The sequence below is a fragment of the Geminocystis sp. CENA526 genome (assembly GCF_050753365.1).
Taxonomy (GTDB): domain Bacteria; phylum Cyanobacteriota; class Cyanobacteriia; order Cyanobacteriales; family Cyanobacteriaceae; genus Geminocystis.
Genome location: NZ_JBLZFY010000001.1, coordinates 102,247 through 119,395 on the forward strand (window position 1 = coordinate 102,247; position 17,149 = coordinate 119,395).

The following is a 17,149-nucleotide window of genomic DNA, read 5'->3' on the forward strand; positions in this document are numbered from 1 at the left end:
ATTATGAAAAAACTATTTCTTGTCTGTGTCTTTTTAATCGGTTTAGGGTTTGCCTTATTCACCTTCAAAGGGTTAACCACCAAAGGGGAATTTAACTCTATCATCATCAACTTTCGTCAGGATATTCCCACTAATATCTTAGAAGAAAATCTCAGTTCGATCGCCGCCAAAGTGCAAGAAATACCGATACTAAATAGCATTTTTTCAGAACCCGAAAGGGTTTATATTGTAGAAGGAGATAAAAATACCCTCAAAAAAATAGCTCGATCGAACCTCAAAAAATCCATAGAATATATTGAGCCTAACTATATCTATCATAGTTTAGAAACCCCCAACGATCCCCAATATACTCAACAATGGAATTTACGCAGTATCAATGTAGAACAAGCGTGGGATGAAACCAAAGGAGAAGGTGTCACCGTTGCTGTCATCGATACAGGAGTAACAAAAGTACCCGATTTAGAACAAACCGAGTTTGTGGAAGGTTATGATTTTGTTAACAATAAAACCGATGTTTATGACGATGTAGGACATGGTACTCATGTTGCAGGTACGATCGCTCAATCCACCAATAACGGTTATGGAGTTGCTGGAATTGCCTATAAAGCAAAAATCATGCCCTTAAAAGTATTAGGAGTAAATGGAGGTACAGTTGCAGATATAGCCGAGGCTATTAAATTTGCCACAGATAACAAAGCCGATGTTATCAATATGAGTTTAGGGGGAGGAGGAGATAGCCAATTAATGCGAGATGCCCTTACATACGCCCATGATAAAGGAGTAGTTATTATCGCCGCCGCAGGTAATGAAAATCGCAATAGTGCCTCATTTCCAGCGCGTTATCCCCAAGTAATAAGCGTTTCAGCTACCGATTCCGTAGGTAATAAAGCACCCTATTCTAATTTCGGTGCAGGAGTGGATATTAGCGCCCCCGGAGGTAGTGAAACAGGCAAAATTTTACAGGAAACCATCATTGATAATCAACCTAGTTTCATGGGTTTTCAGGGTACAAGTATGGCTTCTCCCCACGTTGCAGGGGTAGCGGCATTAGTTAAAGCCACTGGTGTGGAAAATCCCGACGAAGTGAGGGAAATTTTAATCAAATCTGCTCGTAAAATCGAAAAAGACCCATTAAATCATTATGGCGCAGGACAGTTAGATGCAGGACAAGCGGTAAAATTAGCCCTCAAAGGCAAAATCACCCCCAGAGACTTCTTAAGATGGCTTAAAAATAGTGGTTACTTAAACCCCGGCTTTTGGTTAGACGGTGGCACAATTACCTTATTACCTAAATTGGGTATGGTTTTAGGTTCATATTTATTAGCGTGGTTTTTACGCAACTATCTTACCTTTAACCTCAGTTTAGCCACGGGTTTAGTTACGGGAAGCAGTGGTTTATTTTTCCTACAAGGATTATATATCTTCGATTTGCCTCAATGGCCTTTTCGTTTAATGGGTAGTTCTGTGCCAGAATTAGGTAATGTGGTAATGGGTACAACTAGCTTAAATCCTCTCTTTGCTAGTGCCTTGATTCCTGTTATTTTAATCGTCTTATTCCTTAGTCATCCTATCTTAAAATGGGTTTCGATCGGACTTACTTTAGGAGTCGCCTCTTGTTTAACCATTACTGCCTTTACTAATCCCTTAGTATGGGGTTTTGGTTATGGTTTAGCTTCTCAAATTTTCTTGTTAGTTAATGCTATTCTTTGTTTCTATTTAGCGCAAATTGCGAGTAAATCGATCGAGAATCAATATTAATATACTTCAATTTGTTAATACAGGCATATCAGCTTGTGCCACTGAATCTCCATCTCTCGGTTTTTGGTACAAGTGCGTAAATTGACTATTTTATTAAATCGGGGGTGCTGAAAAAGTATTTTGATGAGGGTAGGTATCAGGTATCAGGTATCAGGTATCAGGTATCAGGTGTTAGGTTAAAGAATGAAAAATCAAGGTGTTGAAGCGTTATCTCTTCAACAAATACACAGGTGTATTGTGAATAATCAGATTTAAAATGCCCTGTTTTTGAGTAAAAATTGCCAAAAATTCGCACTTTTTTATGAATATAGTGTGCCTAAAGCATTGATTTTAATAACCTTTTGATTTATTCAGCAAACCCTAAATCCTCATTCCTAACTTAAAAAGACTGTAGGGGTTGAAAATAGTTCAACCCTTCCCCATCCAAAATACTTTTTCAGCAAACCCTAATTACTTCCGATAAACTTAGATACTTCGTAACTTACCATAAAGGAATACCAAAAATTTTAGGGGCTTCTTTTTTGCCATCCTTAGATTTAGATTTGTCTTTACCCTTATCTTTCGATTTATCCGCAGGTTTACCACTTGCTTTGGCAGTTTTTGCCGTAGTGCTTCCGCCTTTATCTTTTTTGCCTAACTCTTTAAGTTCTTTTTGTGCTTGAATAGCAATAGGATCATTCCCATTGAGAGTCATGGCTTTGTTTATATGAATTTTGGCATAGGTAGCGTTATTTTGTTTGAGATACAAAGAACCTAGTAGTGCATGAGCAGTACTACTATTAGGATCAATTTTTACGGCTTCCCTTAAATCAATAATCCCTTGCTCATAATTATCATTTTCGGCGTGTTGTTTAGCGGATTCAATCAATTTATCAAGACGAGAAACCGTTACTTTGGGAGGATTATCCGAAACAGGTGGATTGTTATTTACGGAAGAGTTGGGAGTGGGAGATTGACTGATAGCACCCTCACTCATCACTATTTGAGGTTGACTAGCTTGAGGTTGACTGGATGCACCTTTATTAAAATTAGGATTTTTTTGACGCATCAAATAAACCATATTAAGTTCACTTATCAACCCAATTTTGATAGCTAATTTGTCTAAATCTAAATATTGCTCAGGTGCTAGTTTTTCAAGGGTATCGAGATATATCTTATCTATATTTTTTTCTTCCTGTAATAGTTTTTTGCCTGTTTCACTCCCAATAGTAATTTTATACTGATCTGTCGCTAATCTACGAGCTACTTCGGAAAAAATCAGTTGACACTCTTTGCGTAAATTATCTTTATACAAATTCTCATAGGCAGGATTCACCAATTTAGAAAGAATGGTACTAGCTTTTTTCTTGTCGGCTTCTGTTTCAGCACGATTCGTGTCGGGGTGAAGCTGATAAGCAATTTTGAGATAACGCAATCTAATCTCTTTCGGCGTTGCAGAAACGGGTACTCCTAAAATGGCGTAATAATCTTTCACATCGTACTTGAATAAACCGTGTTTTAAATCAGAAATCATCATAATAATAACGTTACTCTCTCCCAAATAATTAAATTATAGTTAAATTTTCACAGCAAAATATTTTCTATTCAAAATAATTGATCACTTTACATCTAATGGTATTATAAACCATAGCCTCCTCTTGCTCTTAATACTTCTTGAATACTATTAATTCTTTCCTCCTATTCGACTTTCCTACCTTGTCTTCGCAAGTCTGCACCTTCACCAGAATCTGATTGTAAAAAATCTACCCTTGTGAGTTTCCCCCTCTTATCACAGAGCTGTTTCATTTTCAAATTTTTGGTTAAGAGGGAGTAATGAGTAATGAGTAATGAATAATGGATAATGAATAATGAATAATATTAACCCCTTGAAAAATTTAATTCTACTTTAGACTAATGTTATAGGTAGCGTTTTTAAGCCACAACTTATCGTTTAGATACACTACTGGTAGTGTAATTTTTCATTTAGTCTAAAGTACAGATTTAAAGTTCAATTTATTGAACGAAAAACTATTAGACGTGTAATTCATTACACGGCGTGCTATTGATTGACACCTTTAATTCTTAATTCTTAATTCTTAATTCTTAATTCTTAATTCTTAATTCGATGCCCGATGTCTCGGCGATAGTACATATTCTCAAAATGAATTTTCTGGACGGCGTTATAGGTGGCTTCGATCGAACTCTTGAAATCTTCAGAAATACAAGTTACCCCTAAAACTCTACCACCATCGGTAACAATATCATCACCTAATAATTTAGTACCTGCATGAAACACAGTCGCTCCGAGGGCTTCAGCATCAGCAATACCTGTAATTACTTTCCCTTTTTCATAACTAGCAGGATAACCCCCCGCAGCCATCACCACACAAACAGCACTACCGTCATGCCATTCAAAGGGCGGTAAATCAGCTAATTTTTGTTGAGTACAAGCTAATAATATATCTACTAAAGAAGTTTTTAACATGGGTAATACTGCTTGAGTTTCTGGATCGCCAAAACGACAATTAAACTCCAAAGTTTTAGGTTCACCTTCAGGAGTAATCATCAATCCTGCGTATAATACCCCCCGATAGTCGATACCTCGTTTTTGTAATGTGTGTAAGGTTGGTTCTAAAATTTCTTTAGTAATTCGATCGAGCAAAATCGAATCCACGATAGGGGTTGGGGCATAAACTCCCATACCGCCAGTATTTGCTCCCGTGTCACCTTCTCCGATTTGTTTGTGATCTTGAGAAGGGATTAAAGGACGGATTGTGACTCCATCTGTCAGAGCTAAAATTGATACCTCCTGCCCCGTTAGAAACTCCTCTATGACCAGTTTGTCAAAGTTTTGGGTAAAAAGTTCCTCCACAGCGTTTAAGGCTTCTTCCTCGTCCATTGCTACCACGACACCTTTTCCTGCCGCCAAGCCATCGGCTTTAACTACAATCGGTGCGCCTTGTTGACGAATATAATTTTTTGCCTCTTGTTTATCGGTAAAAGTAGCAGATTTAGCGGTAGGAATCCCCCCTTCTATCATTAAATCTTTTGCCCATGATTTACTCGCTTCAATGGTTGCGCCCTGTTGATTTGGTCCAAAAACCTTGATATTATGGGATTGTAAATAATCACTGATACCTAATGATAAAGGCAATTCGGGTCCTACTACCACCAGTTCGATCGAATTTGCTTGAATTAACTTTAATATACTCTCAAAATCATCTACTTCGATCGAGATATTTTCACAATTTTTTAATACAGCAGTGCCACCATTACCCGGAGTACAAAAAACTTTTTCAACCTGATTAGATTGTAATAATTTCCATGCCAAAGCGTGTTCTCTACCACCGCTACCAACAACTAAAACTTTCACTTTCGTCAACAATTCCTTTTATGAATATCGCTATCTATTGTACAGTGATCTAGTGAACGATCGATCGCAAATCAAAAATTATGTTATCAGCAACACTCCTAAAATTTTCATAAATCAAATAAGTACTGTTAGCATAATAAAATTAGAAAAACCAAATATGATTGTTTAATTTTTTGATTCCCTAAAATTATGTATAAAATTCTTTTAGTCGAAGATAATGAGATGAATCGAGATATGCTTTCTCGTCGCTTAAAACGCAAGGGTTATGAAATAATTATTGCCGTTGACGGTGGAGAAGGGGTAGAAAAAGCCATGTCAGAAAAACCAGACTTGATTTTAATGGATATGAGTTTACCAGTTATGGATGGTTGGACTGCCACAACCCATTTAAAACAACAAGAAGAAACAAAAGCTACTCCTATTATTGCTTTAACCGCCCACGCTATGCAAGGTGATTATGAAAAAGCATTAGCGGCAGGATGCGATGATTATGATACAAAACCCATCGAATTACCAAGATTGCTCGGTAAAATTCAATCTTTTTTAAGTTAAAAACCCTCAACTAAGATTTTGAAAACTTAAATCTTAGTACCTAATTTTCTCATTCTTTTTTCTCTTTTAAAAACTAAAACTATGACTGATATTAATAATACCGAAAACATTACGATCGATTCCTCATTTATAGCAAATTTAAGGCATGACTTACGCACTCCTATTAATGCGATTTTAGGTTATAGTGAAATGTTATTAGAAGAATTAGAAGATGATGTAACTTTACAAGAATCCCATGGAGAAAGTGTAGAAGATTCCATAAATAAATTAAACGATATTCAAAGCAATGGAAAAGAAGTATTAAGACTAATTAATCAATTATTAAATGATCAATATGGTAGTCAATCAAAAAATATTTTAGTAGAAAATTTATTAAATTTAAAAATAGCGACGAATCCCTTAATTACCGATATTATTAGTAACTGTAATCTGTTAAAAAACGAATTAGAAGTGTTCGACAATGAAGACTTTATCGTGGACATTAATAGAGTCTATAAATCAGGGATTCATCTGAAAGCATTGTTTATTGATATTCAAGAATTAAACTTTTTACCAATTGATGAAACAGAAAATTTATCCCATGTTCCTATAGATAATTTTATCCAAGTTAGATACCCTAAATTATCCTTAGAAAATCAAAAAAATGCTCTGACTGGACATATTTTAGTAGTAGATGATAACCAAAATAATCGAGATTTACTTTATACTTTATTAACCAAAGAAAATTATACTGTTTCTACGGCAATTAATGGGAAAGAAGCCCTTGAAATGATTGATAAAAAAGACTATGATTTGATTCTTTTAGACTTATTGATGCCAGAAATTGACGGTTATCAAGCATTAAAAAATATTAAAGAAAATCCCAAGAAAAAACATATTCCTGTCATTATGATTTCAGCCCTTGATGAAGTAGAAAATATTATTCGTTGCATTGAAATTGGGGCAGAAGATTATTTACCAAAACCTTTTAATAAAACCCTTTTAAAAGCGAGAGTTGATACATCTTTAGAAAAGAAAATTCTGAGGGATAGAGAAATCGAATATGTCAAAAAATTAAATAATGAATTAGATAAAGGGCGAGAAATGCAGTTAAACTTTTTACCCCTTAAACCCTTACAAATTCCTCAATGGGAAATAGCTAGTTTCTTTAAACCTGCCCGTCAAGTAGCAGGAGATTTTTACGATACTTTTTTATTGCCTAATAATCACGTTGTTTTAGTCTTAGCTGATGTGTGTGATAAGGGAGTTGGTGCGGCATTATTTATGGGACTTTTTCGTAGTTTAATTCGGATTTTTTCTCATCAAATTTCGATCGAAGGAGATATAAATGAGATATTATCTACTCATAAACCCTTAGAAACGGGATGGATAAGTGATGATATGGAAACGAATTTTATCCACTTAAACGCGCTTAATTCCGTGAGTTTAACGAATAATTATGTTGCGGATAATCATGGTGATTTAGGAATGTTTGCGACAATGTTTATGGGCATTTTAAATCCTGATACTGGATTATTAACCTACATTAATGGAGGGCATGAATCGTTAATTATCACTGATTCCCATGGTAACAGAAAACATGAGCTTAGTTCGATCGCACCTGCTGTGGGTATGATGCCTGATATGGTGTTTAACTGTAAACAAATTTACCTTGAGCAAGGAGATATACTATTTGGCAATACTGATGGTGTCACGGATGCTCGATCGATCACCAAAGAATTTTACCATGATAAAAGGTTAAATGCCATTTTAGAGCAACCCTTTAATTCGGCTCAATTATTAGTCAATACCATAAAAGACAGTGTATTAGAACATATCGGCACAGCAGATCAGTTTGATGATATAACTATGTTAGCTATCAGGAGAGAAAATCGAGTCTTCTGCTAATGGTTTCATGGATAAATTATGAATTATGAATTATTGATGAGCGATAATTTCCTGACTGACGCGCAATCCGCTAAGATAAGCACCATGTACAGTGGCAGGATAATCGACAGAAGTGGCTTCCCCTGCGAAAAAAACTTGTTGATTAATGGGTTTAGCTAATTCCTGACGATGGTTTGGTGTAGAATTAATGGCATAATAAGAGTAAGAACCAAAACTAAAAGCATCTTGACTCCATCGGGTTAACTGATAATCTATAGGTTGGGGAATAGAATTGCCGTAAATTTGCCGTAAATTTTTCATGGCATCAGCGACAATTTTTTCATCACTCCATGACTCTATTTCTTTCCCGAATTTTCCCGCATTAAATCCTAATAATATTGGTTTTTTTAGTGCCGATTCAAGATTAACCCATCCACTCCATTGTCCTTTTTTATCTGAAATCTTCCCTATCCAATGGTAATTTTTTTGCCAAAATGGCTTCGGAAAAAGTAAGTATAATTTATTTAAAACTCCCATACCTAATTGATTAATTGCCCCTAATTTTTTCTCTGGTAAAGGAGGAGAAAACTTAACGATATTTTTTTGTAAAACTCCTAATGGTAAAGTGACAATGACTTTATCCCCCTGAAAATTGCCTTGATTAGTAATAACATTTACGCCCTGATTATTAGATTCGATCGAAACTACTTTATGATTAAGTCTAATATTCAATCCTTTAGCTAAATAATCACTGATAACAGTATAACCTTTAGGAAAGAGTAAATCATCACCATCAAAAGCTTTACCATCATCAAAATAGAAAGCGGAAAGTTGAGATATATCGGCTGCGTATTCTAGCTCAATATTATAGTTAAATAAAAAGTTAAAATAGTCTTTATCTGAGTTGGATAATTGTTGCCAATTTAGTTCTTTTTCTAAGGCTTTTTGCAAAGAAATATCGTCATTATATTTATTCTGAATTTTAATAATAATTTGTTCTATTTTCTGAGCTAATTTATCTAATTTTTCTTCTTTATCCTCTGTAATTATTTTGCCATTAAGATCGTATATAATAGCTTTTTCACTCTTAGTAGGAAAAACTTGAGCATTAATAGAATTAGCTAATTTTGTAATGGGATTACCTTGCTTTCCATGAATCCAAGAAGCCCCCATATCTACCGAAGCATTATCCCATTTTTTACTTGTCCATAAACGTCCACCAATACGATTTCTTGCTTCTAATAAGATTACCTCAAAACCTTGATTTTGCAAAGTTTTACCTGCTGTTAATCCTGCTATTCCAGCACCTATAATAATAATTTTCCCCTTAGCTTTATTGATATTATTAGCTAAATTTTTTGAGGAGAAAGTATACGTTGCTATTAGGGATGTTAAACAAAGAAAAAAACGACGATTAACCATTGTAATTAAGAATTAAGAATTAAGAATTAAGAATTAAAAAACTCTCTTAAAAATTACTATAATTGAGTGCTGATTGCATTGATATAGTAATGGTACAAGTACAAACAAGATGCTTGTTTTACGATACAAAAATAAAACTTATGGTAAAAGTATCCTAGTCTTTATTTTCTAAGGGAAGATTCACCTTTGCGACTTTGCGTCTTTGCGTGAGATAAAAAATGTTATTGATTCCATGAAAAGTAAGAGAAATAGAAGGTTTTTAATTACCATGCTAGAATAGTTTACAATTCTTAACAAAAGTTAGAAAGCAAAGACGATGAAACGTATAGTATTAATAACAGGATTTGAGACATTTAACAGTAGTTTATACCGGCAATCAGCGATTCTCGCTACATCTCGCTGTGAAGGTTTAGAAGTTATCGTTTTCACCGATGCGGATATTAATACTCAAAGGGAAAACGTCGAATCTGCCTTACAAACTGCTGATGTTTTCTTTGCTAGTTTGCTTTTCGACTATGATCAAGTAATGTGGTTAAGGGAAAAAGTGAGTCATATTCCCATTCGTCTGGTTTTCGAGTCGGCTTTAGAATTAATGAGTTTGACTCAAATAGGCAAATTTTCGATCGGGGATAAGCCTAAAGGGATGCCTAAACCTGTACAATTCATCTTGAGTAAGTTTACCAATAGTAAAGAAGAAGATAAGTTAGCAGGATATATTAGTTTCTTAAAAACAGGACCTAAATTATTAAAGTACATTCCCGTTAAAAAAGTCCAAGATTTGCGTAACTGGTTAATTATTTACGGTTATTGGAATGCAGGAGGAGTTGATAATGTGGCTTCGATGTGTTGGTATCTTGCAGAAAATTATCTCGGTTTAAAGGTATCAGAAATTCCTCCTGTCATAGAAACTCCTAACATGGGTTTACTTCATCCCGACTATGAGGGTTATTTTACTTCTCCTAGTGAATATCTTAATTGGTATTTGAGGAATGATCCCCCCCAACCCCCCTTAGTAAGGGGGGAGAAAAATTCGGGAGACTTAACAAAAGGGGAGTTAACTCCTGTTGTTGGTATATTGTTATATCGTAAGCACGTTATCAGCAAACTGTCTTATATTCCTCAACTGATTCGCTACTTTGAAGAAGCAGGATTGATTCCCCTTCCTATTTTCATCAATGGTGTTGAAGGTCATGTGGCTGTAAGAGATTGGATGACAACAGATTATGAACAAGAAAAACGTAGTCAGGGTATTAATGAAACTCTCTCGTTATCTAAGGATGCAGTGAAAGTTGATGCGGTTATCTCTACCATCGGTTTTCCTTTGGTGGGTGGTCCTGCTGGTAGTATGGAAGCTGGAAGACAGGTAGAAGTGGCAAAACGTATCTTAACGGCTAAAAATATTCCCTACATCGTCGCTGCGCCTCTGTTAATCCAAGATATTCATTCATGGGTGAGAAAGGGCATCGGTGGTTTGCAAAGTGTGGTATTATACGCTTTACCTGAATTAGATGGTTCGATCGACACTATCCCATTAGGTGGTTTAGTAGGGGAAGATATATACCTTATTCCTGAAAGGGTTAAGCGTCTTACTGGTAGAGTCAATAATTGGATTAAGTTAAGAAGAAAGGAGAAGTTCGATCGAAAGGTTGCTATTATATTGTATGGTTTTCCCCCCGGATACGGTGCAACTGGCACAGCCGCTTTATTAAATGTACCTAAATCTCTGCAAAAATTACTAACGGCATTGAAGGAAGAAGGTTATAACATTGATAATATTCCCGAAGACGGCGAGGAAATTCTTAAACAAGTCAAAACTGCCGATGATTTTATTTCCTATTCAGGGAAAAAGAATCCCCCCCAACCCCCCTTATTAAGGGGGGAGACGGAGTCGGGGGGATTACCCTTATTAAGGGGGGAGACGGAGTCGGGGAGATTACCCTTATTAAGGGGGGAGACAGAGTCGGGGGGATTAAATACCGTTGATGTGAAGACTCTCGATCGATGGTTAGGGTATATACTAATAAATAAAATCCAAAAACAATGGGGAAATCTCACTCAAACAGGGATTAAAACCATCGGTGATAAATTTCAAATCGGCGGTATTCAACTCGGTAACGTCTGGATTGGAGTACAACCTCCTCTCGGTATAGCGGGTGATCCCATGAGGCTTATGTTTGAAAAAGATTTAACACCCCATCCTCAATACACAGCCTTTTATAAATGGTTGCAAAACGACTTTCAAGCCGATGCGATTATCCACTTTGGAATGCACGGCACTGTAGAATGGTTGCCCGGTAATCCTTTAGGTAATACGGGTTATTCGTGGTCAGATGTACTATTAGGCGATATTCCTAATCTCTACATTTACGCCGCTAACAACCCCAGTGAATCCATGTTGGCAAAAAGAAGGGGTTATGGTGTGATTATCTCTCATAACGTGCCTCCTTACGGTAGGGCGGGTTTATATAAAGAGTTAATGGCATTAAAAGAGTTAATTAACGAGTATCGAGAAGATACTGAGAAAAATCAGCTATTAAAAGGGGATATTGTCCAAAAAATAGTCGATAGTGGTTTATATAAAGATTGCAAATTTAGCGAAGGAGAAAAGTCTGGTATTGAGTTTACTGCTGACAATGCTAAATTATTCAGTAAACAAGCACTCAACGATTATTTTGTGCAAATTTACGACTATTTGCAAATTGTCGAGCAAAGATTATTTTCCTCTGGTTTACACATTTTAGGAGAAAAACCGAATCAAGAGCAACTGCAATCTTACCTTGAGGCTTATTTTAATGATACTTATAGTCAACAAAACTTCTCTCAAGAGTTAAACAATAGTGACTTATTCGCCAGAGTGGAGAAAAAAGCCGAAAAAGAGGAAGAATTAAAGCAACGTTTTGCACAACAACAGCTAATTACTGACTTGTTAATGCAGACAGAAGACGAATTGACTAACTTATTAAGAGGTTTAAACGGTGAATATATCCCCCCTGCGCCCGGAGGTGACTTACTCAGAGATGGAGCAGGAGTACTACCTACGGGGCGTAACATACACGCATTAGACCCTTATCGGATGCCTTCTCAGGGTGCATATTTACGGGGTAGAGAAATTGGTAAGAAGATTATTGAGCAAAATTTAGCAGAAAACGGCAGTTATCCTGAGACTGTAGCCGTCATGTTATGGGGTTTAGATGCCATTAAGACTAAGGGGGAGTCGATCGGCATTTTATTGGAATTGGTAGGTGCACAGCCTGTTAAAGAAGGCACAGGGCGCATAGTTAGATATGAGTTAATGCCCTTAGAAAAAGTCGGACATCCCCGCATCGATGTTTTAGGCAATTTATCGGGAATTTTTCGAGATACTTTTTTGAATATTATCGAATTGTTGGATGATTTATTTTACCGTGCTTCGATCGCAGATGAATCTCCCGAAAATAACTTTATTCGCAAACATTATCTTGAATTAAAGGAAAAAGGTATAGATAACCCCTCCGCACGACTGTTTTCTAATCCTAGCGGTGATTTTGGCTCATTAGTAAACGATCAAGTTGTGGATGGAAACTGGGATTCAGGGGATGAGTTAGCGGATACATGGAAAAGTCGCAATGTTTTCAGCTACGGTAGAAAGGATAAAGGGCAAACTCGCCCCGAAATTTTAGATAAACTATTAGAAACTAGCGCTACGGTGGTGCAGGAAATCGATTCTGTTGAATATGGTTTGACGGATATTCAAGAATATTATGCTAACACAGGAGGCTTGAAACGATCGGCTGAAAAACAAAGCGGTAAGAAAGTAACGGCTAGTTTTGTGGAAAGTTTCTCTAAGGATACCACTCCCCGTAAATTGGAGCAGGTTTTAAGGATGGAATATCGCACTAAGTTACTTAACCCCAAATGGGCGAAAGCTATGGCTGATCAGGGTTCTGGCGGTGCTTACGAAATATCCCAACGGATGACGGCTTTAATCGGTTGGGGAGGCACAACGGATTTTACCGATAATTGGGTATATGATCAAGCGGTTGATACTTATGTATTAGATCAGGACATGGCGAATAAGTTGAGGGAAGCAAATCCCGAAGCCTTCCGTAATATTGTGGGGAGAATGTTGGAGGCGAATGGGCGCGGTTTTTGGGATGCGGATGAGGAGAAGTTGGAGAAAATCAAGAGTCTTTATGAGATGACGGAGGATGAATTGGAGGGGGTTACTGTTTAATTAGTTTCTGTGTTAGGTTGCGTCTAGGTTCACCCACCGATATTATGGGATAATTTTGATCATATTCAAAAAAATTTTACTCCCATAATCTCTGAATAGGGTAAAGATCAAATTTACTATCTCTACTGATTAAAATTAAGTCTCTTTCTATTGCTTGAACAATTAACATTCGATCGAATGGATCTCTATGATACAATGGCAAATTACAAATCGCCTGAGTATCACCTACTGAAATTGGCAATATAAGAATATCCGATGATTTGAGTTCGATTTCAATGTGTTGATAAGTTTTTTTAAGAGATAATTTACCAATGTTGATCTTAATGGCAATTTCCCAAAGACTGACAATGCTAAGATAAACTGTCTCTGCTTCTTGAATATGTGATCGAGCTTTTTGTGGTAAATTAGGATCATCCTCTGATAACCAAATAAAAGCATGAGTGTCTAGAAGTAAGCCTTTCATAGCATATACTCCTCAAAATCTTCTAAGGATTCATCGAAATCATCAGCTAATGGTAAAACAAATGTACCCTTTAATATCCCTATTCGATTTTTAACACCAGAATTATCTTGTGTCGTATTTTCTTGATGATATTTTTCTTGAAGATACTCTGCATAATGTAATAATTCGGCTTGGAGAGACACTGGCATTTTTTCCACTGTTTCCCATATTTTACTTTTTAATTCCATTTATTTTTCGCATCATTTTCTAACTCTTTAAGACTATATTTTAATATTAACTCATTGAATTATAAGTTCGATCGCACTGCATCATTTTGTAATCTTATTTAATCCAATATAATGGAGTATAACAATCTCAATCAAATAGAAGACGATGGAAAATACAAAAGTTATCTTAGGAAGAATCACCTTTAACCCTGAAATTATTGGCGGAAGGGCTTGTATTCGAGGAATGCGCATTACAGTCGCTTTAGTGTTAAAATTGTTAGCTAGTGATATGTCGATCGAAGAAATCTTAACAGAATATCCAGACTTAGAATTAGGCGATATTCAAGCCTCTCTTAATTATGCCTCTTTGTTAGCCGATGAAAAAGTTTATAGTTTTGAGGAGAAAGTGGCATGAAATTTTTAGGTGATATGGGAGTCTCTCAAACTGTCATCAATACTCTGCGAAATTATGGTTATGATGCCATACATCTCAGAGATGAGAAATTACAAAAACTCCCTGATGAAAATATTATCATCAAAGCAAAAGATGAAGGAAGAATAATTTTAACTTTTGATTTAGATTTTGGTGAATTATTAGCTTTTAGCGGTGATTCTCTGCCCAGTGTGATTATTTTTAGATTAGAAAAAGCCAATCCTGATTATGTTTTATCGAAATTAAATCCTGTTTTGCAAAAATGTCAAAATATATTAGAAAATGGTGCAATTATTACTATCAAAGATAAGAATTATCGTATTCGATATTTACCTGTTAAAAATGAATAAATGAAAGTTTTAAAAGATGTAAAATTTATTGATTTATTCGCTGGAATTGGCGGTTTTCATCAAGCATTGAGTTATTATTCTGCTAAGTGTGTTTTTGCTTCCGAATGGGATAAACATTGTCAAGAAATTTACTTAAAAAATTATGGTATTTTACCCGAAGGAGATATAACAATAATCCCCGAAAATGAGATTCCTCGTCATGATATTTTGTGTGCAGGTTTTCCTTGCCAAGCCTTTAGTATTTCTGGTAAACAATTAGGATTTAATGATACTAGGGGGACTTTATTTTTTGATATAGTGAGAATTGCTAAATATCATCAACCATCATTATTAATCTTAGAAAATGTGAAAAATTTTGCTAGGCATGATGAGGGTAAAACGTTAAAAGTTGTAGAAAATACTTTAAATGAGATTGGTTATGATGTTTTTTATCAAGTATTAAATGCTTCTAATTTTGGTGTACCTCAAAAGCGAGAAAGAATTTATATTTTAGGGTTTAGAAAAGATTTAAAAGTAAAAAACTTTACTTTTCCTAATAGTTATAGTCAGGCAACAAGTTTGATTGACTTCTGTTTAGATGATTCAGAAACTAAAGATTTTATAATTAATAGAAGTGATATAAAAATTAACAAAAATTTAGAAATAACTAGAGATATTTTAGGTAATTATCCCCAAAAACCGATTAGAATTGGTATGATTAATAAGGGTGGACAGGGTGAAAGAATTTATCATCAATTTGGTCATGCTATCACATTATCTGCTTATGGTGGGGGTATTGGTGCAAAAACTGGTATTTATTTAATTAATGGTAAAATCCGAAAATTAGCACCGAGAGAATGTGCCAGAATTATGGGTTTTCCTGATGATTTTATTATTAGTAATAGTAACAATATTGCTTATAAACAATTCGGAAATAGTGTGGTGGTTAATGTGTTAAGATCGATTGTTGAAAATGTTTTGCAGATTAATAATTTATTTGCAGATTTAATTTTGTTATAATTTTATGTGTATATTAACTTTAGTTTTAGGTATTTTATGTTGATCGTAGATTTAATTAAAGCAGAAATTGATAACATTCCCGAAGATAAATTAGCAGAATTATATCAGTATATTAAAGAGTTAGTAAAACCACAAAAAACTCTTAATAATTTATGGCAAAAAATAGATAAATTAGGAGAAGATGAAAAACAATTATCAATGGAAGAAATTGTATCTTTAGTAAAAGAAGTTAGAGAAAATAAGACTAAATAATCAAACTTTTATTAGAATAGGTTTGTTGTTTTGCATCTAGCTTCTCAAAGCTACATTATTTAATTGATTGATATAATTTTAAGCCTTCGATAAAACGAAAATCTTTTTGATTGAGGGTGTATAAATCGAATTGATAAATTAAAGCGGTTGAAGCAATTAAAGCATCTGGAATACTTAGTTTATGACTGAGAGAGTATGTTTCCATTAGTTGGATAAATTGATTTGACACTTTTAAGTCAATGGGTAAAATACGAATTGATGTTAAATGTTTTTTGATTTTATTTAACTCCGCTTTCTTAATAGCACCATAGTATAACTCGCTTTGAGTAATAATACTAATAGCCAATTTCTTGACTCCAATTTGATTTAATTCACCAATAACTTGAGGATTATTTTTATACAACTCTATCAAAATATTTGTATCACAGAGTATCATTTATTTCTGTCCAACCATGCTTGTTTACGAATTAATTCGCTCGAAATTTCTCTATTTTCCCATAAACCTGCTAAAGAAAAAAAATCTTCTTCTTCAATATCTTCTAAAGATTCTTTAGCAGTATCTTTTAATTTGTCTATTTGACTTTTAATCATCAAGTTATCTTGTGTCGAATTTTCTTGACGATATTTTTCTTGAAGATACTCTGCATAATGTAATAATTCGACTTGGAGAGACACGGGCATTTTTTCCACCGTTTCCCATATTCTAGTTTTTAATTCCATTTATTTTTCTTATCATTTTCTAACTCTGTAATACTATTTTATACTAGCTCATTTAATTATAAGTTCGATCGAACTCTTTAACATAATCTGTTATAAATATTTTGATTTTGACCAATATCCTTGTAAGTCATGTTTTAAAGGTTCTGGTTTACCCAATCCAGTAAAAGGATTTTTTTGTGTATCTTTTAGTAATAATAAAATCTTTTTAAATATTTTCTTGTCCGTATTTACCCAATAATTAAATTGTTCAAATGCGTTAATTTCAAAGGTTATTTTCCTCATAATCTTCTAAATTTATCGACACAATTTTTCCCTGTTTTACATTTTCGATCGACTCTAATAACTGTTTTTTATTGGCTTCTGATTTTAATAAATAAGTGGTTTCATCTTCAATTTCCGTAGAGTTATTGACGATAATAACTTCGACAGAAGCACCTTCTTTAAATTGACTTTGAGAAATTTCTATTTTGCCATTTTTGCCTACGATGGCTTTTTGTCTGATTGTACTAACCATTTTTTGCTTAAATTAATACTGACTATAATTGATCATTTTAACAAATTCC

At 34.7% G+C, this 17,149-nt stretch carries 17 protein-coding genes; 8 read left to right on the forward strand and 9 right to left on the reverse strand.

Features of this window, described 5'->3' with window-relative positions; translation table 11 throughout:
- Positions 1-3: 3 nt before the first annotated feature.
- Positions 4-1,758 carry a S8 family peptidase gene (locus ACN4EE_RS00475; protein ID WP_431704424.1) on the forward strand — a complete coding sequence of 585 codons (1,755 nt, stop codon included), beginning with the start codon at positions 4-6 and terminating at the stop codon, positions 1,756-1,758.
- A gap of 481 nt (positions 1,759-2,239) precedes the next feature.
- Here the strand turns inward: ACN4EE_RS00475 and ACN4EE_RS00480 are convergent, their stop codons facing one another.
- Positions 2,240-3,274, reverse strand: coding sequence for a J domain-containing protein (locus ACN4EE_RS00480; RefSeq protein WP_431704425.1), 1,035 nt, complete (start codon positions 3,272-3,274; stop codon positions 2,240-2,242).
- 573 nt (positions 3,275-3,847) lie between these two features.
- Positions 3,848-5,110 carry a phosphoribosylamine--glycine ligase gene (purD, locus tag ACN4EE_RS00485; RefSeq protein ID WP_431704426.1) on the reverse strand — a complete coding sequence of 421 codons (1,263 nt, stop codon included), beginning with the start codon at positions 5,108-5,110 and terminating at the stop codon, positions 3,848-3,850.
- Positions 5,111-5,299: 189 nt separating this feature from the next.
- Between purD and ACN4EE_RS00490 the strand changes: the two genes are divergently transcribed.
- Together ACN4EE_RS00490 and ACN4EE_RS00495 are read left to right on the forward strand one after the other, a co-directional pair.
- Positions 5,300-5,662, forward strand: coding sequence for a response regulator (locus tag ACN4EE_RS00490; protein ID WP_431704427.1), 363 nt, complete (start codon positions 5,300-5,302; stop codon positions 5,660-5,662).
- 81 nt (positions 5,663-5,743) lie between these two features.
- The gene (locus tag ACN4EE_RS00495; protein WP_431704428.1) at positions 5,744-7,549 is read left to right on the forward strand and encodes a SpoIIE family protein phosphatase; all 1,806 of its coding nucleotides are present in this window, start codon (positions 5,744-5,746) and stop codon (positions 7,547-7,549) included.
- Positions 7,550-7,579: 30 nt separating this feature from the next.
- Here the strand turns inward: ACN4EE_RS00495 and ACN4EE_RS00500 are convergent, their stop codons facing one another.
- The gene (locus tag ACN4EE_RS00500; protein WP_431704429.1) at positions 7,580-8,950 is read right to left on the reverse strand and encodes a flavin monoamine oxidase family protein; all 1,371 of its coding nucleotides are present in this window, start codon (positions 8,948-8,950) and stop codon (positions 7,580-7,582) included.
- 316 nt (positions 8,951-9,266) lie between these two features.
- On the opposite strand from ACN4EE_RS00500, the gene ACN4EE_RS00505 reads away from it, so the two are divergent.
- Positions 9,267-13,163: a cobaltochelatase subunit CobN gene (locus ACN4EE_RS00505; protein ID WP_431704430.1), complete on the forward strand. Its 3,897-nt coding sequence runs from the start codon at positions 9,267-9,269 to the stop codon at positions 13,161-13,163.
- Between the two features lie 76 nt (positions 13,164-13,239).
- On the opposite strand, the gene ACN4EE_RS00510 is transcribed toward ACN4EE_RS00505, so the two are convergent.
- Positions 13,240-13,626 carry a type II toxin-antitoxin system VapC family toxin gene (locus ACN4EE_RS00510; RefSeq protein WP_431704431.1) on the reverse strand — a complete coding sequence of 129 codons (387 nt, stop codon included), beginning with the start codon at positions 13,624-13,626 and terminating at the stop codon, positions 13,240-13,242.
- Complete coding sequence (gene vapB, locus ACN4EE_RS00515; protein WP_431704432.1) at positions 13,623-13,853, reverse strand: type II toxin-antitoxin system VapB family antitoxin; 231 nt, start codon at positions 13,851-13,853, stop codon at positions 13,623-13,625. The genes ACN4EE_RS00510 and vapB overlap by 4 nt, the downstream gene beginning before the upstream one ends.
- Before the next feature lie 145 nt (positions 13,854-13,998).
- Here vapB and ACN4EE_RS00520 point away from each other — a divergent pair, with 145 nt between their 5' ends.
- Genes ACN4EE_RS00520 through ACN4EE_RS00535 form a run of 4 tightly spaced genes read left to right on the forward strand, consistent with a single transcriptional unit; the run spans position 13,999 to position 15,866 of the window.
- Positions 13,999-14,247, forward strand: a complete 249-nt coding sequence (locus ACN4EE_RS00520) for a DUF433 domain-containing protein (protein ID WP_431704433.1) — start codon at positions 13,999-14,001, stop codon at positions 14,245-14,247.
- Positions 14,244-14,615 (forward strand): DUF5615 family PIN-like protein, encoded by a 372-nt coding sequence (locus tag ACN4EE_RS00525; RefSeq protein ID WP_431704434.1) that lies wholly within the window; start codon positions 14,244-14,246, stop codon positions 14,613-14,615. The genes ACN4EE_RS00520 and ACN4EE_RS00525 overlap by 4 nt, the downstream gene beginning before the upstream one ends.
- A complete protein-coding gene (locus tag ACN4EE_RS00530; protein WP_431704435.1) occupies positions 14,616-15,614 on the forward strand; it encodes a DNA cytosine methyltransferase in 999 nt (332 codons plus the stop codon). It begins immediately after the preceding gene.
- Between the two features lie 36 nt (positions 15,615-15,650).
- Positions 15,651-15,866, forward strand: coding sequence for a hypothetical protein (locus tag ACN4EE_RS00535; protein ID WP_431704436.1), 216 nt, complete (start codon positions 15,651-15,653; stop codon positions 15,864-15,866).
- A gap of 55 nt (positions 15,867-15,921) precedes the next feature.
- Here the strand turns inward: ACN4EE_RS00535 and ACN4EE_RS00540 are convergent, their stop codons facing one another.
- The 4 genes from ACN4EE_RS00540 to ACN4EE_RS00555 form a co-directional block, all read right to left on the reverse strand.
- Positions 15,922-16,302: a type II toxin-antitoxin system VapC family toxin gene (locus ACN4EE_RS00540; RefSeq protein ID WP_431704437.1), complete on the reverse strand. Its 381-nt coding sequence runs from the start codon at positions 16,300-16,302 to the stop codon at positions 15,922-15,924.
- Positions 16,299-16,586: a DUF2281 domain-containing protein gene (locus ACN4EE_RS00545; RefSeq protein WP_431704438.1), complete on the reverse strand. Its 288-nt coding sequence runs from the start codon at positions 16,584-16,586 to the stop codon at positions 16,299-16,301. The genes ACN4EE_RS00540 and ACN4EE_RS00545 overlap by 4 nt, the downstream gene beginning before the upstream one ends.
- Positions 16,587-16,676: 90 nt before the next feature.
- Positions 16,677-16,868: a Txe/YoeB family addiction module toxin gene (locus ACN4EE_RS00550; RefSeq protein ID WP_431704439.1), complete on the reverse strand. Its 192-nt coding sequence runs from the start codon at positions 16,866-16,868 to the stop codon at positions 16,677-16,679.
- Positions 16,849-17,100 (reverse strand): type II toxin-antitoxin system Phd/YefM family antitoxin, encoded by a 252-nt coding sequence (locus ACN4EE_RS00555; protein WP_431704440.1) that lies wholly within the window; start codon positions 17,098-17,100, stop codon positions 16,849-16,851. Before ACN4EE_RS00555 ends, ACN4EE_RS00550 begins: the two co-directional genes overlap by 20 nt.
- Positions 17,101-17,149: the final 49 nt, after the last annotated feature.